General features: G+C 43.3%; 19 protein-coding genes. 7 read left to right on the top strand and 12 right to left on the bottom strand.

What is annotated here, in order from left to right; all coding sequences use genetic code 11:
- Positions 1-59: 59 nt before the first annotated feature.
- The 6 genes from yfdV to fdnG form a co-directional block, all read right to left on the bottom strand.
- Entirely contained in the window at positions 60-1,004 is a 945-nt protein-coding gene (yfdV, locus tag PR699_RS16250) for a transporter YfdV (RefSeq protein ID WP_014657170.1), read from the bottom strand.
- Positions 1,005-1,112: 108 nt separating this feature from the next.
- Positions 1,113-2,816, bottom strand: coding sequence for an oxalyl-CoA decarboxylase (gene oxc / locus PR699_RS16255; RefSeq protein WP_014657169.1), 1,704 nt, complete (start codon positions 2,814-2,816; stop codon positions 1,113-1,115).
- A gap of 71 nt (positions 2,817-2,887) precedes the next feature.
- On the bottom strand, positions 2,888-4,138 hold the full coding sequence (gene frc, locus PR699_RS16260) for a formyl-CoA transferase (RefSeq protein WP_014657168.1): 1,251 nt from the start codon (positions 4,136-4,138) through the stop codon (positions 2,888-2,890).
- A gap of 794 nt (positions 4,139-4,932) precedes the next feature.
- Positions 4,933-5,583 carry a formate dehydrogenase cytochrome b556 subunit gene (fdoI, locus tag PR699_RS16265; RefSeq protein WP_004924143.1) on the bottom strand — a complete coding sequence of 217 codons (651 nt, stop codon included), beginning with the start codon at positions 5,581-5,583 and terminating at the stop codon, positions 4,933-4,935.
- On the bottom strand, positions 5,580-6,524 hold the full coding sequence (fdxH, locus tag PR699_RS16270) for a formate dehydrogenase subunit beta (RefSeq protein WP_014657167.1): 945 nt from the start codon (positions 6,522-6,524) through the stop codon (positions 5,580-5,582). The genes fdoI and fdxH overlap by 4 nt, the downstream gene beginning before the upstream one ends.
- An 11-nt stretch (positions 6,525-6,535) precedes the next feature.
- On the bottom strand, positions 6,536-9,583 hold the full coding sequence (gene fdnG / locus PR699_RS16275; RefSeq protein ID WP_080728249.1) for a formate dehydrogenase-N subunit alpha: 3,048 nt from the start codon (positions 9,581-9,583) through the stop codon (positions 6,536-6,538).
- Between the two features lie 181 nt (positions 9,584-9,764).
- Here fdnG and fdhD point away from each other — a divergent pair, with 181 nt between their 5' ends.
- A complete protein-coding gene (gene fdhD, locus PR699_RS16280; protein WP_014657166.1) occupies positions 9,765-10,595 on the top strand; it encodes a formate dehydrogenase accessory sulfurtransferase FdhD in 831 nt (276 codons plus the stop codon).
- A 102-nt stretch (positions 10,596-10,697) separates the two neighbouring features.
- On the opposite strand, the gene PR699_RS16285 is transcribed toward fdhD, so the two are convergent.
- Positions 10,698-11,477 (bottom strand): hypothetical protein, encoded by a 780-nt coding sequence (locus tag PR699_RS16285; protein WP_014657165.1) that lies wholly within the window; start codon positions 11,475-11,477, stop codon positions 10,698-10,700.
- 232 nt (positions 11,478-11,709) lie between these two features.
- Here PR699_RS16285 and PR699_RS16290 point away from each other — a divergent pair, with 232 nt between their 5' ends.
- Positions 11,710-11,982, top strand: a complete 273-nt coding sequence (locus tag PR699_RS16290) for a DarT ssDNA thymidine ADP-ribosyltransferase family protein (RefSeq protein WP_014657164.1) — start codon at positions 11,710-11,712, stop codon at positions 11,980-11,982.
- 272 nt (positions 11,983-12,254) lie between these two features.
- On the opposite strand, the gene mnmE is transcribed toward PR699_RS16290, so the two are convergent.
- From mnmE to rpmH, 5 genes are all read right to left on the bottom strand, one after another.
- Positions 12,255-13,619 (bottom strand): tRNA uridine-5-carboxymethylaminomethyl(34) synthesis GTPase MnmE, encoded by a 1,365-nt coding sequence (gene mnmE / locus PR699_RS16295; RefSeq protein WP_004924119.1) that lies wholly within the window; start codon positions 13,617-13,619, stop codon positions 12,255-12,257.
- A gap of 99 nt (positions 13,620-13,718) precedes the next feature.
- Positions 13,719-15,368, bottom strand: coding sequence for a membrane protein insertase YidC (yidC, locus tag PR699_RS16300; RefSeq protein ID WP_004924116.1), 1,650 nt, complete (start codon positions 15,366-15,368; stop codon positions 13,719-13,721).
- Between the two features lie 2 nt (positions 15,369-15,370).
- Entirely contained in the window at positions 15,371-15,631 is a 261-nt protein-coding gene (yidD, locus tag PR699_RS16305) for a membrane protein insertion efficiency factor YidD (protein ID WP_014657163.1), read from the bottom strand.
- Positions 15,595-15,954: a ribonuclease P protein component gene (gene rnpA / locus PR699_RS16310; protein ID WP_004924110.1), complete on the bottom strand. Its 360-nt coding sequence runs from the start codon at positions 15,952-15,954 to the stop codon at positions 15,595-15,597. Before rnpA ends, yidD begins: the two co-directional genes overlap by 37 nt.
- Positions 15,955-15,975: 21 nt before the next feature.
- The gene (gene rpmH, locus PR699_RS16315) at positions 15,976-16,119 is read right to left on the bottom strand and encodes a 50S ribosomal protein L34 (RefSeq protein WP_004906236.1); all 144 of its coding nucleotides are present in this window, start codon (positions 16,117-16,119) and stop codon (positions 15,976-15,978) included.
- Positions 16,120-16,815: 696 nt separating this feature from the next.
- Here rpmH and dnaA point away from each other — a divergent pair.
- From dnaA to PR699_RS16340, 5 genes are all read left to right on the top strand, one after another.
- Entirely contained in the window at positions 16,816-18,207 is a 1,392-nt protein-coding gene (dnaA, locus tag PR699_RS16320) for a chromosomal replication initiator protein DnaA (protein WP_004924106.1), read from the top strand.
- Between the two features lie 5 nt (positions 18,208-18,212).
- Entirely contained in the window at positions 18,213-19,313 is a 1,101-nt protein-coding gene (gene dnaN, locus PR699_RS16325) for a DNA polymerase III subunit beta (protein WP_004924103.1), read from the top strand.
- Between the two features lie 7 nt (positions 19,314-19,320).
- Complete coding sequence (gene recF / locus PR699_RS16330) at positions 19,321-20,415, top strand: DNA replication/repair protein RecF (RefSeq protein ID WP_004924099.1); 1,095 nt, start codon at positions 19,321-19,323, stop codon at positions 20,413-20,415.
- Between the two features lie 18 nt (positions 20,416-20,433).
- Positions 20,434-22,848 carry a DNA topoisomerase (ATP-hydrolyzing) subunit B gene (gyrB, locus tag PR699_RS16335; protein WP_272577862.1) on the top strand — a complete coding sequence of 805 codons (2,415 nt, stop codon included), beginning with the start codon at positions 20,434-20,436 and terminating at the stop codon, positions 22,846-22,848.
- Positions 22,849-23,074: 226 nt separating this feature from the next.
- Positions 23,075-24,664 (top strand): phosphoethanolamine transferase, encoded by a 1,590-nt coding sequence (locus PR699_RS16340; RefSeq protein ID WP_014657162.1) that lies wholly within the window; start codon positions 23,075-23,077, stop codon positions 24,662-24,664.
- Positions 24,665-24,669: the final 5 nt, after the last annotated feature.

Consider the following 24,669-nt stretch of genomic DNA (forward strand, 5'->3'; position numbering starts at 1 on the left):
ACTCCTTATTGTATGATGGATACGAGGCATCTATTTGATGCCTCACATTCATCTATTTATTATGCAACCAAACGCGCAACGTAGATCCACAACGGTGCAGCGATGATAAAACCAAGTACACTTACTGCGAGGGATGCTGTTCCCGTACGGGTATACAGGTTAAAACGGCTCGCGATAATAATTCCAGAGAAGGCAGGCGGTAATGCGCCGGCTAATACCATCATCTGTAGTTGCTCTGAGCTCATATTAAATGTCATACCAACTAGTAATAATAAGCCCGGCATCAATATTAATTTGAGTAAGGTGTTGTAGATAATTTCACCATCAAATTCGAATTTATTCGCGGCTAGTGTCAGGCCGGCTGCAAATACCGCGACACCGGAGTTAGCTTTGGCAATAAGGTCAAAGGTCGGGTCCCAAACATCAGGAATTTTAATACCGATTAATACCAAAACTGTCGCCAATACTGGTGACCAGACAACAGGCTCTTTGAATGCCGAAATAAGAGCATCCATACCGCCGCCGCCTTTTTTACCATCAGCATTGGAAGGGTTAAGTAAGAATAAGCCAATTGGGATAGTAATCGCATTCACGATAATCGAAATAATCGCCACAACTAAACCGGTTGATACGGTTTGCCCATAGATAGGATCCAAAACCGCAAAACCAAGGAAGCCAATGGTAGGAGAGCCAGCAATCAATGCACACACCGCGGCTTCACCACGACTATGTTTAAAAATGTACTTACAACTAAAGAAAGAAAAGAAAAAACAGACCAATAGCACGACAAACGAAATAATTGTTAGCTTAGTATCTGCAAAAATCATTTCACGGTTTGCACGTACAATGGAGACAAATAACGCGGCAGGCAAAGCATAGTTTAAAACCAGTTTATTAAATGCTTTTGCTTGGTCATTGGTAAATACGTTGCGTTTACCGCTAGCGTATCCCAGAACCATAATGATAATTATGGGCAATAAATCGCTCATAAATATCTTAAACATAAAATCAGCCATATGATTTTCACCTATTTTGGGCAAAAGCGTTCCTATGCCACTTAAAAGAATAAGTGGCACAGAAACCATTTAAATATTTATTTCATTGAAATAACGCTAGTTTTTCACAACAGATTTCGGATTTAAGTTACCAATATGGCCACTTTCTGTTCCTACTGCTGGATCAATAACCACATTAATCAATGTCGGTTTACCAGACTCAAGACCTGCTTTTAGCGCCTGTTGAATTTCATCTGGTGTCGTTGCGTTATAACCGATGCCGCCAAAAGCCTCGATCATCTTGTCATAACGCGCGCCTGCCATTAATACCGTTGGACACGGGTCCTTATCGCCATGTAAATTGACGCCATCGCCACGGTAAATCCCCCCATTGTTAAAGATTAAAATGGTGACTGGCAGTTGATAACGGCAGATAGTTTCAATTTCCATACCACTAAAACCAAACGCACTATCTCCCTCAATAGCCACGACAGGCTTACCGCTAGTGACCGCTGCACCAATAGCATAACCCATACCAACTCCCATCACGCCCCAAGTACCACAGTCGAGACGTTTGCGAGGTTCATACATATCGATGATATTTCGTGCATTATCGAGGGTGTTAGCCCCTTCATTCACCACATAAACGTCTTTATGGTCGACTAACACATCGCGAATTGCGCGCAATGCATTGAAATAGTTCATCGGTGATGTATCGGTATTCAGCTTAGCGGCCATCTTCTCGCTATTTGCTTTCTTATGCTCATCAATCCCAGCCATCCAATCGCTCGGTGACTTCACTGGTGTGGTTTTTAACCCTTCAAGTAGTGCGGCAACACTTGAATAGATATCGCCGACAACAGGGGCTGTTATTGGACGAGTGCTATCGATTTCAGATGGCTCAATATCTAATTGAATAAATTTCGTCTCTGGCGACCAGTGTTTGCCTTTTCCGTGATCTAATAACCAGTTTAGGCGTGCCCCCATTAATACGACGACATCGGCATTAGAGAGTGCATGGGAACGTGCTGACGCGGCTGATTGTGGGTGATTATCTGGCAATAACCCTTTTGCCATCGACATAGGCAAGTAAGGGATACCTGTTGTTTCAATAAATTGACGAATATTTTCATCCGCTTGGGCATAGGCTGCCCCTTTACCTAAAATAATCAACGGACGCTTTGCCGATGCCAATAATTTAAGTGCTTTATCAACAGATTCAGGCGCAGGTAGTTGGCGTGGAGCAGGGTCTTCAACCGTAAAGATTGTTTTGTCTGCGGCATCTTTGTCCATAACCGCAGCCAATACTTCGGTTGTTAAGTCAAGATAGACGCCACCAGGGCGACCAGAAACAGCAGCACGAATTGCGCGAGCCAGAGCAATACCAAGGTCTTCCGGTTTATTGACTCGGTAGGATGCTTTAACAAAGGGCTTAGCGGTATTCATTTGATCCAGCTCTTCATAATCGCCTTGTTGTAGGTCGATAATTGCTCTATCACTGGAGCCGCTGATTTGTATCATTGGAAAGCCATTGGTCGTCGCATTCGCTAATGCCACCATACCATTTAGAAACCCCGGTGCAGACACCGTTAAACAGATGCCGGGTTTTTGGGTTAAAAAGCCGCTGATTGCCGCAGCATTACCCGCAGATTGCTCATGACGAAAACCAATATAACGAATACCTTCAGCCTGTGCATGCCTAGCCATATCCGTCACAGGGATCCCCACAACACCATAAATTGTGTCAATGCCATTTTTTTTCAGTGCATCAACAATAATATGCATACCATCAGTCAAATTTTGGGTTTGATCAGTCGACATGTCCACCTCATGAAATATGTAAAAAGAAAGTGTGGAGGGGGCTTATCAGCGGCCCCCCTCATTTATTCGCGTTAAATGGCTTTATTGGTGCGCATTGAGGCGATCTGCTCCGCGCTATAACCTAACTCAGTTAACACTTCCTCGGTATGCTCACCTAACAGTGGCGCACTCTTAATCTCAGGGGTGAATGATGAGAACTTCATTGGACAACCAACAGTGAGATAAGTCCCGCGTTTTGGTTGCTCAACTTCAACAATGCTGCCGCTATCGCGTAATGATTGGTCACGAGCAATCTCACGCATGCTCAATACAGGCGCACATGGCACACCATATTTGCTTAAATATTCAACGGCTTCATGTTTGTCTTTATCGGCTAAGAATTTTTCAATTTCAGCAAAAATATCGAAGATATGTGGTTGGCGCGCCTGTGGCGTGCTGTAGGCAGGGTCTTTCGCCCACTCTGGCTTGCCAATAGCAATACAAGTTTGCTCCCAATCTTGCTCTTGGATAGTAAAATAGATGTATGCGTTTGGATCCGTTTCCCAACCTTTACACTTCAAGATCCAACCCGGCTGGCCACCGCCACCAGCGTTGCCCCCACGAGGAACGGCATCACCGAATTTACCGTTTGGATACTGAGGATACTCTTCAAGATAGCCCACTTTTTCTAAACGCTGCTGGTCGCGCAACTTCACACGGCAAAGGTTTAATACGGCATCTTGCATCGACATTGTCACGCGTTGCCCTTTTCCGGTTTTTTCACGGTGTAACAAGGCGGCTAGTAGACCAATTAATAAGTGCATTCCCGTGTTGCTGTCGCCTAGTGCTGCTGCACTGACTAATGGTGGGCCATCCCAAAAACCTGTGGTTGACGCCGCTCCACCCGCAGCTTGCGCAACGTTTTCATACGCTTTTACATCTGCATAAGGGGAGTTCTCATTGAACCCCTTGATAGAGCCAAAGATTAACCGTGGATTTAGCTCTTGAATATGTTCCCAAGTAAAGCCCATATGGTCGATAGCACCCGGATGGAAGTTTTCAACTAATACATCCGCCTGCTTAATCAGGCGTTCCATGACCTCTTTGCCTTCCGGCGTTTTGGTATTCAGTTCAACAGAACGCTTATTACTGTTGAGCATGGTAAAATAAAGCGCATCGACATCAGGAATATCTCTTAACTGATTGCGCGTCACATCACCGACGCCTGGGCGTTCAATTTTAATTACGTCAGCACCAAACCACGCTAACATTTGGGTACAAGATGGCCCTGACTGTACACCGGTGAAATCGAGTACTTTGATACCTTGTAAAGGAAGATCCATGAATTACCTCATTATTTAGCTGTCGTAAATGGAATTGAATATTTATTTAGCTGTGGTGAAAGTCATTTCAAAAAATAAAGATTTTATTTAGATGGATTTTATTAATAAATAATGATTTACACCGTTATAATAAATATTTCACTTAATGTCTAGGCGACAGAAATAATGTGTTTTAATAGCTCAATTATCCTTTCCTATTAATGATTAACAGTTATTAATACCCTATTCTTTCAATAATAGAACAAACCTCTATCTATATATACCAAAATAAACAATATGGATTATTATAATAAGACATTATTACATCTTATTTAGAGAGTCCTATTTGGTTGACTAAAAATCAATAACATAATTGGATGTTCTTAAATAAACATTCACAAACAACAAATTATATTTAAAATCAATTGATTAACCGCGTTGCTGTTTTATTGGATTAAATAAAATTCAACAATAAGTTAATTATTATTGAATAATATTCAATTATTATTTATTTGATCTACTCCTTAATCAGGTGAATAAAACAACTCATAAAAAGAAGGTGATTAATAATGATCTTTATCGGTACGTCATATTTGTTTTATTAAAATAGAATCGGTTATGTATTTTTCTATATTATGATAATAGAGAAAAAAGTTATTACACTCATTATGTTTATTCTTAAAATTAATCAAAGCGCACACTTTATATGAATATAAAAAGAAAGTGTTCCATTTTTTAATCCTCTTTTTATGAAAAAAACCACAAACAATATTCTTGTTTGTGGGTTTATTATCAGAACTCAACAATTGAAAGGTTTAATTTTTCTCTTGTTGCTGCTGTTTCTCTTTTTCGACGATTTCACGGTACCAACGCGGGTGATGCTTTTTCGCCCAACCACGGGTTACCCAACCTTCCACCATCGCACGCACAGAGCCTTTCACCCAGATTGCGGCATAAGCGTGCACGATAATCATAATGATCAGAGCTATCGCTGAAATGGAGTGCACGATAATCGCTGCACGATAAATTGGGATTGAGAAAAAGTCTGCAAAGTAAGGACGCCACATAATCACGCCACTTACAGCCAGTAGCACTAAGCAGATAGAGACAACCCAATATACCCCTTTTTGACCAAGGTTATATTGACCAACATCCCCAGCTTCTTCGTTTTTCAATACTTTACCGATATTTTTCGCCCACTTAATATCTTCTTTGTTGATAAAGTTGTGGTGAAAATAACGGAAAAACATAAAGACGAACAGCAGGAACATCGCGGTACCAACAAAAGGATGCAGGATCCTAGCGAGTTGTGATGTACCAAAAATGTTCATGAACCAGTTCAGTGATGGGAAGAAAAACCCCAATCCACTGATAGCAGTGAACAAGAAGCAAATCACAACCGCCCAGTGATTGATCCTCTCAATCGGCTTATGGCGAATAATTTTTTCATTATCCTGCGGCATCATTTTTGATCCTCCCCTTCAACTGACTTTGAAGTCTCAGAAGATTTTGAGTCCTGAATATCTTTCAGAGCCTCTTCTTCTTCTTTCTTGGAGACGCGGTTCGGACCAATACCCACATAGTGGAAGATGGCCGCCGCAAAGGTCGCAGCAAAACCAACCGCTGCTAACGGCTTCCAGATACCTTTCCAGAAAGTGACTGTTGGACTGATTGTCGGGTTGTCCGGCAAACCATGATACAACTGAGGTTTATCAGCGTGATGCAAAACATACATTACGTGTGTACCACCAACGCCTTCTGGATCATAAAGACCCGCGTTGTTGTAACCACGTGTTTTCAGTTCAGCCACACGGTCGCCTGCCAGCGCCGTCATATCCTCTTTGCTACCAAAATGAATAGCGCCAGTAGGACAGGTTTTCACGCAAGCAGGCTCTTGTCCAACTTCAACGCGGTCGACACAGAGCGTACATTTGTATGCACGGTTATCTTCTTTGTTGATGCGTGGAATGTTGAACGGACACCCCGCAATACAATAGCCGCACCCAATACAGTGCTCAGATTGGAAGTCAACAATACCGTTTTTATACTGAACGATCGCACCTTCTGACGGACAAGCTTTCAAACAGCCTGGGTCATAGCAGTGCATGCAGCCATCTTTACGGATCAGCCACTCGAACTTGCCATTTTCTTCCACTTCAGAAAAGCGCATAACGGTCCATGACTTCGCGGTCAAATCCGTTGGGTTATCATATACCCCAACGTTAGTGCCGATTTTGTCACGAATATCGTTCCACTCTGAACATGCTACCTGACAAGCCTTACAGCCAATACAGGTAGTCACGTCAATCAGCTTCGCCACTTCTTCCTTAAAGTCCCTCACTTGCGCGGGGGGCGTCAGGGAATTGGTGGCGGAGCGACGAATAATGTCTTGTGATTGCATTGACATAATTTATCTCCTTACACCTTTTCCACATTGACAAGGAATGATTTAAATTCCGGCGTTTGCGTGTTGGCATCACCCACATATGGTGTCAGTGTATTTGCAATAAAGCCTTTCACTGCTAAGCCCTCAAAGCCCCAGTGGATAGGAATACCAATCGTATCCACATCTTTGCCGTTGACTTTCAACGTATGAATACGTTTCGTCACAACTGCTTTCGCTTTGATATAGCCACGCTTAGAGCTGACTTTCACCATATCACCTTGTTTAATACCTTTTTCTTTCGCCAAACGATCACCAATTTCAATGAATTGTTGTGGCTGAATAATGGCATTCAACAACGCATGTTTTGTCCAATAGTGGAAATGCTCTGTTAAGCGATAGGTTGTTCCAACATAAGGGAACTCTGTCGCTTTACCCATTTGCGCCCAGTCATCTTTGAACACACGCGCAGCCGGGTTCGAGACCACATTTGGATGTAATGGGTTAGTATCGAGCGGAGTTTCAATCGGTTCATAGTGTTCTGGGAACGGACCTTCTGCCATTTTGTCTAGTGCAAATAGGCGACCCATCCCTTCCGGTTGCATAATAAACGGATTCACACCACTTCCCGGAGGCGCATTGCTATAGTCTGGTACGTCCATACCAATCCACTTGCTGCCATCCCACTCAAGAATTTGACGGCGAGGATCCCATGGTTTACCCATTGGGTCAGCAGATGCTCGGTTATAGATAACACGACGGTTTAATGGCCATGCCCACGCCCAACCAAGGGTATTACCTAGGCCAGTAGGGTCAGAGTTATCACGGCGCGCCATCTGGTTACCTTTCGGTGTCCAGCTACCAGCAAAGATCCAACAGCCACTTGATGTCGTACCATCATCACGCAATTGAGCGAACGAACTCAGTAGTTCGCCTTTCTTCACAATGATGTTGCCATCGGCATCTTTCAGATCCACCAGCGCATAACCATTGCTTTCCTGAGCCACTTCTTCCGGTGTTGGATTATCACGGTCAAAGTAGTTCCAAGTCATGTTCAAGACTGGCTCTGGCGACTCACCACCCTCTGTTTCATAGAGTTGGCGTATACGGTGGTAGATACCCGACAGAATTTCGCCATCGCTAATCGCTTCACCGGGTGCATCTGCACCTTTCCAGTGCCACTGTAGCCAACGCGCTGAGTTAACAATCGAACCATTTTCTTCAGCAAAACAGCAAGATGGCAGACGGAAGACCGTTGTCTGAATTGCAGACGGGTCAACGTCATTCATTTCACCGTGATTTTGCCAGAAGTTTGACGTTTCTGTGTTCAGCGGATCGATGGTGACCAAGAATTTCAGCTTAGATAGCGATTTGATAATTTTGTTTTTGTTCGGGAATGAGGCTAATGGGTTAAAGCCTTGGCAGATATAGCCATTGACTTCACCTTTATCCATCATCTCGAAATAACGCAATACGTCGTAGCCCTGATCCCATTTAGGCAACCAGTCAAAGCCCCAATCATTCTCTTTCTGCGCTTTATCACCATAGAATGTCTTCATCATACTGACGAAGAATTTCGGGTAATTGCCCCAATAGTTAACCTGACCTGGTAGGGTCATTTTGGGTGTATTCGCAGCCAAATAGCTTTCGAGGGTAGTTTGTTTTTCTGACGGTAAAGTCAGATAACCCGGTAAGCTTTGAGATAATAAACCTAAGTCGGTCAGACCTTGGATATTCGAGTGGCCACGCAATGCGTTAACACCGCCACCTAGCATACCCATATTACCTAGCAGTAACTGGATCATCGCCATCGTACGGATGTTTTGCGCACCGATAGTATGTTGTGTCCAGCCAAGTGCGTATAGGAATGAGGCCGTCTTATCTTTCGCGCTCGTTTCTGCAATGTACTCGCAAACTTTCAGGAAATCTTCGATTGGGGTACCGCAGATGTTATTCACCACTTCTGGTGTATAACGGCTAACGTGCTCTTTTAGTAAGTTCAAGACACAGCGAGGGTGAGTGAGCGTTGGGTCGCGTCGTGCGAAACCATTCTCATCCATCTCGTAGTTCCACGTCGTTTTATCATACTGACGTTTTTCGGGATCATAGCCTGTGAACAAACCATCATCAAAACCGTAATCTTCACGGATGATCAGGCTGGCGTTAGTGTAGGCTTCCACATACTCTTGCTGGATTTTTTTATTATCCAGTAGGTATTTGATCACACCTGACAAGAACGCAATATCAGTACCAGAACGTATAGGCGTGTAGAAATCCGCCACTGCCGCTGTACGGGTAAAGCGTGGATCAATAACAATCAGTTTGGCTTTATTATGGATTTTGGCTTCCATCGCCCAGCGGAAACCGACTGGATGCGCTTCTGCCGCATTACCACCCATAACAACAACAAGGTTAGCGTTTTTAATATCAACCCAGTGGTTGGTCATCGCACCGCGACCAAATGTTGGAGCAAGACTTGCTACCGTTGGTCCGTGTCAGACACGCGCTTGGTTATCCACGGCAAGCATGCCGAGGGCGCGACTAAATTTTTGGGTGACAAAACCTGTTTCGTTACTGGCGGCTGATGCACAGAGCATACCTGTTGTCAGCCAACGGTTAACCGTTACACCATCTTTGTTCTGTTTAATAAAATTGGCATCACGGTCTTCTTTCATCAACTTGGCGATGCGGTCAAACGCTTCGTTCCAAGTGATACGTTTCCACTCATTCGTACCTGGTTCGCGTACTTCAGGGTATTTGAGTCGACTTTCACTATGAATAAAGTCGATAAGTCCTGCACCTTTCGGGCAGAGTGCGCCGCGGTTTACCGGATGGTCCGGGTCACCTTCGATATGAAAAATGCTCTCTTTCGCATTTTTCGCTCCATCGCCTAAGCTATACATCAATAGCCCACAACCGACAGAGCAGTACGTGCAGGTATTTCGGGTTTCTTTCGCACGCAGTAATTTATACTGACGTGTGGACGCTAACGCAGTTGAGGGTGCAAAACCCAATGCTGCTGCCGTCGTACCCGCCATACCGCCAGCACAGATCTTAAAGAACTGTCTTCTGCTGACTTGCATGGGGATCTCCTCATTTACATTGCTCTTGTTACCCGGTGAATGTTTTAAATCGCATTATTCAGGTAAACTGTTCTTATTCAACGTCTTCCGTATCGTATTCAGGTTCATTGCCTGATAAATGGTGTAAATTCTTTTTACCCATAATCAATATTATGTATCATTAATGCTAGGAATTCATCTAATGCATGAAACAAATAACACGAAATTGTCAAAATCCATCAAAATGATTGGCGCAAATCACACAAGTGTGCAACAAAAAGGCAACCTCGATCAGTCTGTAACTGATTGGGTAGCCGAAGAATTACCTGTTGCTTTGGTTTATAATGGGATATCTCATGTCGTTATGATGGCAACGCCAAAAGATTTAGAAGATTTTGCTGTTGGGTTCTCATTATCGGAAGGGATCATACAGTCAAGGCAAGAAATTCGTGGAATTGATATTGTTCAAGGCTGCCATCGTGGTATTGAAGTGCATGTTGAATTATCCAGCCGCCGTTTTATGGGGTTGAAAGAGCGCAGGCGCAACCTCGCCGGCCGGACAGGCTGTGGTATTTGCGGCACGGAACAACTCGACGAAATTTTTAAACCTATTTCCCCACTGCCATTCACCCAAACTTTCTCACTAAGTCACTTAGATAACGCATTATCTGAGCTAAAAAAAGTGCAAGAAATCGGAGCACTCACTGGATGTACTCATGCTGCCGCGTGGATTTCACCAGAGGGCCAATTGGTTGGCGGTTGTGAAGATGTTGGTCGCCATGTCGCATTGGATAAACTTTTAGGTATGAAACACCGTCATGATTGGCAACAAGGTGCCGTATTGGTTTCTAGTCGAGCGAGTTATGAGATGGTGCAAAAGGCGGCAAGCTGTGGCGCTGAAATTTTGTTTGCTGTTTCTGCTGCGACCTCATTAGCCATTGAAGTCGCGCAAAAAGCAAATTTAACGTTAGTCGGTTTCTGCCGCCAAGGAAAAGCCACAGTATTTACCCACAGTAATCGAATTACAGATTAAGTCACCGACTGATATTTCAAATAAACAATTAAAAAAGAAAAATATCAACGCCCTAACATTAGAAATAGTATGGCATGCATAAACATTTACATAGCACTCCCTTTATTCATTTCCCAGAGAGTGCAACATCCAAAGGTTAGGCTCGATATATTCGCCCCATTGAGCTTGTGTATCGATATTAACGGGAACTAACGCCTGCGGTACAATATATTGGCCAGACTGCATAAAACGCATGCCTGTCCATGACTCCCATTGTTTAATGGTGCCAACAATCACCATAGAACGATATACAGGCTGTAAAATTTTACCCCCTAATCGCCAATGTGTGCGTATCCAAGGGTCAAAAGGCTCCCCTTGTGCATTTTTCCATGCACAATAATCGTCAAATGATTGTAGAGGATAACGATGCTTTAAAGTGGGTCGTACAGGAACAACAACCGCCTTCGCCCCATACGCTACAGCCGCTTTTTTCAACGCATTAATCAGTAGTGCTGGAATTTGATAACCACGATATTCAGGCTCAATCGTCACTGATAATGCAGAAATATAGCGATCTTCACCTTGTTTATTCTCAACCGCAAAATTGAAAATATCATCCCAACCAAAATCAGGCAGTTTTGTCAGATTTTCATCAGGCCATAGAAAGGAGATCGCTTTAATGACACCGACGACCTTCTCTTTTCCATCCACATTCGCGACAGCTAAAAACTGAAATTGTGCATTCGGCTCTTCATACAATACTTGCCAATATTCATCACAAACAGCAGTTTGGCTCATAAACTCTGGCCATAATTTATCCAGCAGTTCATCGGATTCATCGATAAGGTCAGGTCGCTGTACAAAATTGTAGATGTGTATATTGGTAGGAAGCTTAATGCTCATGAATATAACCTATGACTAAAATTAGCTCGACATTATAAAAAGAAAAATCACAAGAAGGATTAAGACAAAATTAACGTTAAGCAGACATCATCCAAATAATAAGTATTTCTTAATGATGTTAGCACTATCACTGCTCTTTGCCATATATTGCGATATTCTCTTGATAATTAGATGAAATAATTAAACTAACACTCTAATTATATTATTTTTATAATAATCAAAGGAATACTATATGAATGATATCAAAACAAAAAAGCTAATATATCATCTTACTAGTTTGAAAAATATAAGAAATATATTGATTGAGGGCTTAAAGCCAAGAGTAGACATTAAGAAATTTCATGATATTGCAGACAAAGAGATCATCGAAGGTAGAAAAAAACATCAATTAGATAGCTATGTTCCGTTTCATTGGTTTTCACGCAATCCCTTTGATGGCAGAGTGCAAAAAAATTTTCCTAATGAAAAATTTGTACTCATTACGATTAAAAGAGAGTTGGCTTAAAAAGAAAACTGGAAAATTATCCTAAGGCACCCTTTGGCTTTTTGCCAATAGTTTATATGCAGGAAATAGTGAACATCTGTCACCGAATTGGGTGACTATTGACAATACAGACCTCATTAGCCGCCGTAAAGATACCTTTTGTATTCACCGATCGTCATGCATATCCTGTGAAGTCTCAGTTTTATAACCAGTTAACAGATCTAACGGCGATAGATTGACTGCAGCTTGCTGATAAGATAGCAAGCTGCCACAACTTTTAGCTAAGCAAATTTTTACTTGCCGATACAGAAGCTGGAGAAAATACGGCCTAACAGGTCATCTGATGTAAATTCACCGGTGATCTCGCTCAGCTCTTGCTGTGCAAGGCGCAACTCCTCTGCAAGTAGCTCACCGGAGCGAGCAACGACCAATTGCTCATGACCTTGCGCTAAGTGCATTGCCGCTGCATCAAGGGCTTGTAGATGACGGCGACGAGCCAAAAAACCACCTTCGGTATTACTATTAAAACCCATCGTCTCTTTTAGGTGATCGCGCAACAAATCAATCCCTTTCTCTTCACGTGCAGATAGGCGAATTAATGGGTAACGAACATCTTCAACAAACTCAATTTTTTCACCTGTTTTATCCGCTTTATTGCGGATCACAGTAACAGGCAATGTTTCTGGCAGGCGTGCCATAAATTCAGGCCAAATCTCTTGAGGCTCTGTCGCATCCGTGGTGGTGCTATCAAGCATAAACAAAACTCGGTCTGCCTGTTCAATCTCTTTCCATGCTCGCTCAATACCAATACGTTCAACTTCATCACTCGCTTCACGTAAGCCCGCTGTATCAATCACGTGCAATGGCATACCATCAATATGAATATGCTCACGCAAAACATCACGTGTGGTTCCTGCAATATCAGTCACAATCGCTGCTTCACGACCTGCTAACGCATTCAATAAACTCGATTTCCCTGCATTAGGACGACCCGCAATCACCACTTTCATCCCTTCACGCAACAAGCTGCCTTGGCGAGCTTCTGAGCGCACTCGCTCTAAATCCGCTATCACGTCATCCAATTTGGCTTCAATTTTACCGTCAGAAAGAAAATCAATTTCTTCATCAGGGAAATCGATGGCAGCTTCGACATAAATACGCAATGTCGTCAATGCTTCGACCATTTGATGGATTTGTGCTGAAAATGCCCCTTGTAACGAGTTCATTGCCGAACGGGCGGCTTGCTCTGAACTTGCATCAATCAGATCTGCAATCGCCTCAGCTTGTGCTAAATCTAATTTGTCATTCAAAAATGCACGTTCAGAGAACTCACCTGGGTTAGCAATACGCACCCCATCAATCGTCAAAATACGTCTAAGTAATAAATCAAGAATGACAGGACCACCATGGCCTTGCAGTTCTAGAACATCTTCCCCTGTAAATGAGTTAGGGCCGGGGAAAAAAATGGCAATACCTTGGTCCAGTACGGTGTCATCGACGTCACGAAAAGGTAGGTAATCCGCATAACGCGGTTTTGGTAGCTTACCCAACACAGTTTGAGCAACTACAGCCGCTTTTGGGCCTGATACACGTAAAATACCGACCCCACCACGACCGGGAGGTGTTGCCTGTGCAACAATCGTATCGTTGGTTTGCATGATGTCTCTCTGTCATTCCTATAAAAAATTAAGGCGGTCATGAATGGCCGCCTTAATACTATATCCTGAAATAAGCTTCTTGCTTACCCAAGACCTCTATTATTTCTTCTCTTTTTTATCGCGGCTATGTAGACCACGTTTTTCCAGACCGCGGTAGATGATCTGCTGCTGGATAATGGTCACCAAGTTACTCACGATGTAGTACAGTACCAGACCAGAAGGGAACCACAGGAAGAAGATAGTAAAGACGACCGGCATATAGGTCATAATCTTCTGCTGCATAGGATCGGTCACGGCTGTTGGCGACATCTTCTGAATAACAAACATAGTCACACCCATCAACACTGGCAGGATGTAGTATGGGTCTTGTGCTGACAAGTCCTGAATCCAACCAAAGAATGGTGCATGACGTAGTTCAACAGAACCCATCAACATGTAATAAAGAGCAAGGAAGATTGGCATCTGGATAAGCAGCGGTAAACAACCACCTAGTGGGTTGACTTTCTCTGCTTTGTACAACGCCATCATTTCTTGGCTCATACGCTGTTTGTCATCACCAATACGCTCACGCATTGCCGCCAGTTTTGGTTGCAATAAACGCATTTTCGCCATTGAGGTGTACTGTGCTTTAGTCAGCGGGTACATAATACCACGGACGATAAAGGTAATGATGATGATAGCAATACCCCAGTTACCGACAAAACCGTGAATAAATTTCAACAGCTTGAACAGTGGCTGAGAGATAAACCATAACCAACCATAATCAACCGTTAAGTCTAAATGAGGTGCCACTTCAGCCATTTCTGACTGGATTTCAGGGCCTACCCATAGCGTCGATGAATAAGTACCAGCACCATTAGCAGCAATCGTTAATGGTTGGCTCTTATAACCGATAATCGCCTCTTTTTGACCAAGGTCGATGGTGTAGAACGTGCTATTTTCATTACTTGCAGGAACCCACGCGGTTGCAAAGTATTGTTGCAACATCGCCACCCAACCACCTTTAGTGGTGACATTGAGTTTTTTATCTTCGATATCACTAAAGCTATATTTTTTATAGTTAGATTCATCTGAAGAATAGGCTGCACCACGGTATGTATGTAATGCGAAGTTGCTGCTACCTGTATCACGTTCTTTTGGTAGTTGGATAGTTTGTTTTAACTGACCAAAGAAGGCAAGGTTCAAAGCTTGCGCTGTTGGGTTCTGAATATTGTATTCAACATCAACATTGTAGTGGCCGCGTTTCAACACATAGGTTTTTTGATAAACCACACCGTTTTTGTCGGTGAATGTCATCGGAACACGTAGCTCATCTTGGCCATCCGCAAGAATGAAACTTGATGATTCCACACTATAAACAGGGCGTTGACCATTGCTATTATCTGGGTTATCTGGGCCATGTTGGCCAATCAGACCACTTTGTGCCTGATAGATAAAATCGGGTGTAGTTTCCAGTAAACGGAAGGGACTTTCCGAATGAAGGGTTGCAGGATAGGCTAACAAGTCAGCCTCATCGATATCACCACCACGAGTATTGATGCGTAAATCTAACACATCCGTTTTCACTGTGATTAGCTTACCTTGCCCACTGCTTGTAACAGCTTGGGAATCACTGCTTGGCATATCTGTTTGTTGTGTCGTTTGGACAGTTTTTAGATCCTGAGCAGCTTTATCGCTTTCCCAGGCCTGCCATACTAAGAACGAAACAAATAGCAAAGCGATGAGTAGAAGATTGCGTTGCGAATCCATCGTTATAATTCTCTATTATCATCGTTTTTTTTAGGCGGAACAGGATCGTCTCCACCAGCGTGTAAAGGGTGGCATTTTAATACGCGTTTCGCCGTTAACCAACTACCTTTTAACATTCCAAACCTGCGCAATGCCTCAATTCCATAATTTGAACAAGTTGGATTGAAACGGCAACGAGGCCCTAACAGTGGGCTAATTGCCAATTGGTATCCCCTAATCAACCCAATCAGGAGTTTTGAGCCAAGCGACAGTGTCGACGCCATAATTTACCCAATGTTTCCGTTATTTGTTGATTATCGAGATTAGCAACCCCTTTTCTTACCAATACCACAAAATCCATGGGAGGCAACTCATGTTGATGCAAACGAAAATATTCACGGGCTAATCGCTTAATACGATTTCGCTCATGAGCTCGTTTAACATTTTTTTTGGCGATGGTGAGACCGATGCGGGGATGCCCCAGCTCGTTTAGGCGACCAAGGATTGTTATCTCTGGGGAACTCGCCCTCTGCGGCTGCTTAAAGACATTATCGAAGTGCCTGGGAGTTAACAAACGTAACTCCCGGGTAAAAGCGAGCGTAACCACTTGAATAGAGGGCTAGCTTTATTACTTAGATGAAACGGTCAGACGAGCGCGGCCTTTAGCACGACGGCGAGCCAGAACCTGACGACCATTTTTAGTGGCCATACGAGCACGGAAACCGTGTGAACGGTTGCGTTTCAGTACGGACGGTTGAAAAGTGCGTTTCATAACGATTTCTACCTAACTTTAAAATTTATTACTGATTCAGTAAACGCGTTGGCAACCAGTGGAAACTGATTTACACCTGTGCCTCTATCGCAACAATATAGAAAGAGGCAGGATTGTAATAAAACATAGGGGGTCACGTCAATGAAATGACGCAATCAAACCACTTTATTTATAGCCTGGCTGACAGGTTTGCTGACATATGCTGCAACAGCGAATGAAGCGCCATTTTCATAACTTACCTCGAAATGGTCTATCGTGAAAATCACTTCAATGCAGTACACAGGGTGGAAGATTATACGGACTCCGCCTCAAAGCGCAAGGATCATCGGCCGATCTAAAAATATTTTTTGATCCTTAGAGAAAATTTTCCATAAATCGTCTAAAGTTATCCCCAGCTTTGTGGAAAAATAGCAAATGATCGAGATCAAACAAGAGGGTTCTCCTCTAATCGCGATGTCTTACCACAATTACCTGTGGATAAAAAGCATAAAAACTGTGTAAAAGAATGAAGATCTCTTGCCAATTTTACGGTATGATCTCTGGTCACGTTTCTGATCTGCGGATCGGAAAAATACGATGAGTAAAAATGAATCACTTTGACTTCTCTGGCGCTTGTATAAAAAAGCGGCCAGTAAAAAATTCTTTGTTTAATCCGTACTTCTTTTGTTTCATTGATCTTGTTTAGGGGAGTCCACCGTGTCACTTTCGCTTTGGCAGCAATGTCTTGCCCGATTGCAGGATGAACTACCTGCCACAGAATTCAGTATGTGGATACGCCCTCTTCAAGCTGAATTAAACGATAATACACTGGCACTTTATGCCCCGAATCGTTTTGTCCTTGATTGGGTTAGAGATAAGTACATCAATAACATCAACGAGTTATTGAATGACTTTTGTGGTACTGATGCGCCAGCTCTGCGTTTTGAGGTGGGGAGCAAACCCATCACCGTTTCTCCTACCAATACTCAGGCTCGCCATACCCATGAAGCGCCAGCTATCGCCGTTCCGTCGGCGCCAGTGAAGCCAAGTTGGGATAACTCAACCAAAGCGCAACCTGATGTTGCCTATCGCTCCAATGTTAACCCCAAACACACCTTTGATAACTTTGTTGAAGGTAAATCAAACCAACTCGCTCGTGCTGCTGCGAGGCAAGTTGCCGAAAATCCAGGGGGAGCATACAACCCATTATTCCTTTATGGGGGAACGGGCTTAGGTAAAACACACTTATTACATGCTGTAGGCAACAGCATCATGCAGCACAAAGCCAATGCGCGTGTCGTATATATGCATTCTGAACGTTTTGTGCAAGATATGGTCAAAGCTTTACAAAACAATGCGATTGAAGAGTTTAAACGCTATTACCGCTCTGTTGATGCACTGCTGATTGATGATATCCAATTTTTTGCGAATAAAGAGCGTTCTCAAGAAGAGTTTTTCCATACCTTCAATGCGCTGTTGGAAGGCAACCAACAAATTATTTTGACTTCCGATCGCTACCCTAAAGAGATCAATGGGGTTGAAGATCGTTTAAAATCGCGTTTTGGTTGGGGTTTAACAGTGGCCATTGAACCACCTGAATTAGAAACCCGTGTAGCGATTTTGATGAAGAAAGCCGATGAAAATGAGATCCAGCTTCCGGGCGAGGTGGCTTTTTTTATCGCTAAACGCCTACGCTCCAATGTGCGTGAACTGGAAGGTGCGTTAAACCGTGTTATTGCCAATGCAAACTTTACTGGCCGCGCTATCACCATTGACTTTGTGCGTGAAGCGCTGCGAGATTTGCTAGCACTACAAGAAAAACTGGTAACTATCGATAACATTCAGAAAACTGTGGCTGAATATTACAAAATAAAAGTTGCGGATTTACTTTCTAAACGTCGTTCTCGCTCTGTCGCCCGTCCGCGCCAGATGGCGATGGCGTTGGCGAAGGAACTGACCAATCATAGTTTGCCTGAAATCGGGGATGCCTTTGGTGGCCGTGATCATACAACGGTATTGCATGCTTGCCGTAAAATTGAACAATTGCGGGAAGAAAGCCATGACATCAAAGAGGATTTTTCTAACTTAATCAGAACATTATCATCTTAATTGCTATGAAATTTACTATTGAACGCGAGCAGTTATTAAAACCGTTGCAACAGGTTAGTGGTCCATTAGGTGGGCGTCCAACGCTACCTATTTTAGGTAATCTTCTTTTACAAGTTAAAGAAGGCGCTTTGCTATTAACCGGAACCGACTTAGAAATGGAGATGATGGCCCATGTTCCTTTAACGCAGGAGCATGACGTTGGAGCAACCACCGTTCCAGCACGCAAGTTTTTTGATATCTGGCGTGGGCTTCCTGAAGGTTCTGAAATTCGTGTAGAACTCGATGATGACAGGCTGCTTGTTCGCTCAGGGCGTAGCCGTTTTTCACTATCGACATTACCAGCCACAGATTTCCCGAATTTAGATGATTGGCAAAGTGAGGTGGAGTTTTCGCTTCCACAGTCAATCCTCAAACGCTTAATCGAAGCCACTCAGTTTTCAATGGCTCATCAAGATGTCCGTTATTACCTCAACGGCATGCTATTTGAAACCGAAGGCCAGTTATTAAGAACCGTTTCAACCGATGGGCACCGCCTTGCTGTATGTGCGATGGATATCGGGCAAGATTTACCTTCACATTCGGTCATCGTGCCACGCAAAGGGGTCATTGAGTTAATGCGCCTCTTGGATGGCGGTGATACCCCTGTCCAATTGCAAATAGGCAGTAATAATATTCGTGCCCATGTGGGTGATTTTATTTTCACCTCAAAACTGGTTGATGGCAGGTTCCCTGATTATCGTCGTGTTCTGCCGAAAAACCCGGATAAGACATTAGAAGCTCGTTGTGATCTGCTCAAGCAAGCATTTTCACGCGCGGCCATCTTATCGAATGAAAAATTCCGTGGCGTTCGCTTATATTTCAGTGAAAATCAGTTACGCATTACGGCAAACAACCCAGAGCAAGAAGAAGCGGAAGAGATTGTTGATGTGAATTATCAGGGTACTGAAATGGAAATAGGCTTTAACGTTAGCTATATCCTTGATGTGCTCAATGCCCTGAAGAGTGAAAACGTCACTCTGTTTTTAACCGATGCTGTGTCGAGTGTTCAAATTGAAGACTCCGCAAGTAGCGCGGCTGTTTACGTTGTTATGCCAATGCGTTTGTAATCGTTTTATGATCCTTTCGCGTTTATTGATCCGCGATTTTCGTAACATTGAAGATGCCGATCTCGCTTTAGCTAATGGGTTCAATTTTTTAATTGGCCCCAATGGGAGCGGCAAAACCAGTGTGCTTGAAGCGATATACACCTTGGGACATGGTCGTGCTTTTCGTAGTATCCAAGCGAACCGCGTGATCCGTCACGAACAGGCTCAATTTATCCTACATGGGAAATTAGGCCATCTGGATGCATCGCGCAAAGCATTGTCGTTAGGGTTGAGTAAAAACCGTGAGGGTGACAGTAAAGTCAGAATTGATGGCACAGACGGCCATAAAATTGCAGAACTGGCAAAATTACTGCCAATGCAATTAATTACCCCAGAAGGGTTTACCTTACTAAACGGTGGCCCTAAGTATCGACGTGCATTTATCGACTGGGGCTGTTTTCATAACGAACCGTTGTTTTTTTCCGTTTGGTCAGACTTAAAACGGTTATTAAAGCAACGCAATGCTGCATTACGGCAGGTCAGTCGCTATGAACAAATACGCCATTGGGATCAGCAATTAGCTCCGCTTGCAGAGCAAATCAGCCAATGGCGTAGTGAATATATTGCAGGTATTGCGGAAAATATTGAGCAAACCTGCCAACAATTTTTGCCTGAATTTGTATTATCGGTCTCTTTTCAACGCGGTTGGGATAAAGAAATCGATTATTCAGAGCTATTAGAACGCCAATTTGAGCGTGATAAAATGTTAACCTATACCGCCTCTGGGCCACATAAAGCTGATTTGCGGATCAGGGCGAATGGAACCCCTGTGGAAGATATGCTTTCACGCGGTCAATTGAAACTTTTAATGTGCGCATTAAGGTTAGCGCAGGGTGAGTTTTTCACCCAACAGAGCGGGCAAAGATGCCTGTATCTACTGGATGATTTTGCCTCAGAACTTGATTCGGGACGCCGTCAATTATTGGCTGCTCGGCTTAAGGCTACGCAAGCTCAAGTGTTTGTTAGTGCAATAACACCTGAGCAAGTTAAAGACATGATTGATGTAAATAGCAAGATGTTTAGCGTAGAACATGGCAAAATAGAAGTTAAACCACAGGAATAAATATAGCGGGAAACGTTGATGTCGAATACATATGACTCCTCAAGTATCAAGGTATTAAAAGGGCTGGATGCCGTGCGTAAGCGCCCAGGCATGTATATCGGTGATACCGACGATGGTACAGGTCTTCATCACATGGTCTTCGAGGTTGTCGACAACGCTATCGACGAAGCCCTCGCCGGTTTTTGTGACGACATCGTGATCACAATCCATGCTGATAACTCAGTCTCTGTTCAAGATGATGGTCGTGGTATTCCAACAGGTATCCATGAGGAAGAAGGGGTATCAGCAGCAGAAGTTATCATGACGGTACTGCATGCGGGCGGGAAATTTGACGATAACTCCTATAAAGTCTCCGGCGGTCTACACGGAGTTGGGGTTTCTGTTGTTAACGCCTTATCCGAAAAATTAGAGCTCACTATCCGCCGTGATGGTAAAGTTCATGAACAAACTTATTGCCACGGTGAGCCACAAGGCCCACTAACTGTTGTTGGTGAAACCGATCAAACCGGAACTCGCGTCCGTTTTTGGCCAAGCTTAGACACCTTCAAAGGCGTCACTGAATTTGAATACGACGTTTTAGCTAAGCGTCTGCGCGAACTGTCATTCTTAAACTCTGGTGTCTCAATCAGACTGATTGATAAACGTGATGGCAAAGAAGACCATTTCCACTATGAAGGTGGAATTAAAGCGTTCGTTGAGTATTTAAGCCGCAATAAAACCCCAATTCACCCATCTGTATTCTACTTCTCAACTGAGAAAGATGGTATTGGTGTTGAAATCGCCATGCAGTGGAACGATGGCTTCCAAGAAAACGTTTATTGCTACACCAATAATATTCCACAGCGTGATGGGGGTACTCACCTTGCAGGCTTCCGTGCCTCAATGACACGTACACTCAACAACTACATGGATAAAGAAGGCTATCAGAAAAAAGCTAAAGTCAGTGCAACCGGTGACGATGCCCGTGAAGGCTTGATTGCAGTTATCTCTGTTAAGGTGCCTGATCCTAAGTTTTCATCACAAACAAAAGAAAAACTCGTTTCTTCTGAGGTGAAAACAGCCGTTGAAACCATGATGAATGAACGGTTTGTTGAGTATCTATTAGAGAACCCAACTGACGCAAAAATTGTTGTTGGTAAAATTATTGATGCAGCGCGTGCGCGTGAGGCAGCACGTAAAGCACGTGAAATGACTCGCCGTAAAGGCGCCTTAGATCTGGCGGGTTTGCCGGGCAAACTGGCAGACTGCCAAGAGCGCGACCCAGCACTTTCTGAACTCTACCTTGTGGAAGGGGACTCCGCGGGCGGCTCTGCAAAACAAGGCCGTAACCGCAAGAACCAAGCTATTTTGCCTCTAAAAGGTAAAATTCTTAACGTTGAGAAAGCGCGTTTCGATAAGATGCTCTCCTTACAAGAGGTCGCTACGTTGATCACCGCTTTAGGCTGCGGTATTGGGCGTGATGAATATAACCCAGATAAACTGCGTTATCACAGCATTATTATCATGACGGATGCTGACGTCGATGGTTCGCATATCCGTACGTTGTTATTGACCTTCTTCTATCGCCAAATGCCTGAAATTGTTGAGCGTGGTCATGTTTATATCGCTCAGCCTCCACTGTACAAAGTGAAAAAAGGTAAGCAAGAGCAATACATCAAAGATGATGATGCGATGGATGAGTATCTCATTTCTATTGCACTTGATGGAGCCGCGCTACATCTAAGTGCTGATGCACCGGCGATGAAAGGCGAAGAGCTAGAAAAACTGGTTGTTGAATACAATGCTGCACACAAGATCATTCGTCGTCTTGAGCGTCTCTATCCGCAAGCATTACTGAATAGCTTGGTGTATCACTCTACCTTGACGGAAGAAGCACTGAAAAGCAGTGAACAAGTCGAAGAGTGGACTAAAGGCTTAGTTCAACGCTTAGAAGACAATGAGCAGCTTGGTAGTACTTACAGCTATACCATCAAGGAAAATCGCGAACGTCAGCTATTTGAACCGACCATTCGTATCCGTACTCATGGCGTCGATACTGACTACAATCTCGACTTTGATTTTGTTCACGGTAGCGAATACCGCCGCATCACCCATTTAGGTGACATGATTGCCGACCTAATTGAAGAAGGTGCTTATATCGAACGTGGTGAACGCCGCCAGAATATCAAAAACTTCGAGGAAGCGCTGGCGTGGTTAAGTCGTGAGTCACGTCGTGGCCTATCGGTACAACGTTATAAAGGTCTTGGTGAGATGAACCCTGAGCAACTTTGGGAAACCACTATGAACCCTGATACACGTCGTATGATGCGCGTCACCGTAAAAGATGCTATCGCAACCGACTTGCTGTTCACCACTTTGATGGGTGATGCCGTTGAACCTCGTCGTGCCTTTATCGAAGAGAATGCTCTGAAAGCGGCAAATATTGATATCTAATTTGCGGCGAGAAAAAACCGTTATCAGCTTGAAAACCCTGTGTGAAAACATAGGGTTTTCTTTTATCCATGACTTAACATAACGCTAGTTTACAGTTTTTTACCCCTTGTATATTGATTAAACTCTCTTTTTTTATGTTATAAACGCTTAATACATACCTAATTAACTTAATTAAAAATAATACCCAATTAAATCTTTAAATTAGATATAACCAATCATTATCACTATGCGTTTATTTATCACTTTAATTTACTTTTTGCTGATTTCCGCTATACCCGCACTATTGGGTGGTGATATTAGTTTACTTTCCAAGCTCGCGATCACCGTAACGGGCGCATTAGTTATGTTGCTTTGTGCGGGGATCTACCGCACGCTGGCTGGGAAAATCATCACGGTATTTGTTACCTTTTTATGGGCGCTCAACCTCTCCGTTTCATTTTTCTTTTATCAAAAACACGATATCCGCTTTTCCTCGTCGATTGCCGAAACATTTATCAACACCAATAGCAGTGAAACTGTAGGCATGCTCTCCTACAACAAATACTATGTTCTATTTTATATTATTGTTTTCGCTGTTTATTTTTTGAGTATTCGTCAAGGTGCTAAATACCTCAATCGCAAAGTCACTTGGGCAAGCTTGGGGTTATTTTGTGGTTATCTTGTGTTGATCCCAACCTATTATTCCGCGTTATTCGCGAAACAAGATAGCTATCTACTTTTAGGGGAACAATATCTCTCTCACACCCCTTTTTATAACGCGTCTGCACTGATCAGAAATTTATATGAAAATAGAGGCATTCGGAAGATATCCAGTTATACTGTTCAATATCAATACGATAAAAAAGAAACTGCTGCCGATGTTTATGTCTTGATCATTGGCGAATCGGTACGCCGAGACCACCTAAGCCTTTATGGTTATCAATACGATACAACACCCAATTTAAACCGCCGTAAACCACAAATGCTGCTGTTTAATCAGGCCTATTCGCCTGCACCAGTCACCATCCTATCGGTGCCAGTGTCTCTCTCAAACATTAGCTTTTCACAGATGCAGGATAAGCAGCACTATGCTGATAACATTATTGCCTTAGCTAACCATGCGGGCTTTGATACCTATTGGATCAGCAATCAAGGTAAAACCAATAAAAAAACCAGCGTTATCTCCACCATTGCTAGCATGGCAAAACACAAGAAATGGAATGAGTTTGTCGGTTACGATGAAGAGATTTTAGACTATTTCGACCAAGCCATTAGCGATGATCCGCAGAATGGGAAAAAGAAAAAACTGATTGTATTACATACCTATGGTAGTCATGAACCATCCTGTAATCGCTTCCCTGAAGACCAATACCAAGAATTTAGCAAGCAAGAGGATGATAACTGTTATGATAGTTCGATTGCCTATACCGATAAATTTATCGATAAGATCTTGCAAAAATTAGATGGTAAGGCTGCAACCGTCATGTATTTTTCTGATCATGCCTTACAGCGATTAGACAGTGACCGTAACATTCACTACCACCATGGTGTCAATAGCCCACGCAAAGAGGCCTATGAAATTCCCCTGTTTATATGGTACAGCCAGAGTGCGTCCAAACCTGTATTGAACGAAACCGCCCTCAATCAGCCCTATTCTACCGCGAATAATTATTGGCTAATGAGTGATTGGTTAGGAATACAACAGCGCTCCTCTAAAGCCTGTTTATCTCCACTACGCGAGTGCTATCAGCCACAGAAAATGATCACCATGATTGATGGTAATCGAAACTTATTGGAGCTCAATACGCTCCCCTCAGAACAGACATCACCACAATAATCAGG

Source organism: Providencia sp. PROV268, assembly GCF_028477805.1.
GTDB classification, from domain to species: Bacteria; Pseudomonadota; Gammaproteobacteria; order Enterobacterales; family Enterobacteriaceae; genus Providencia; species Providencia stuartii.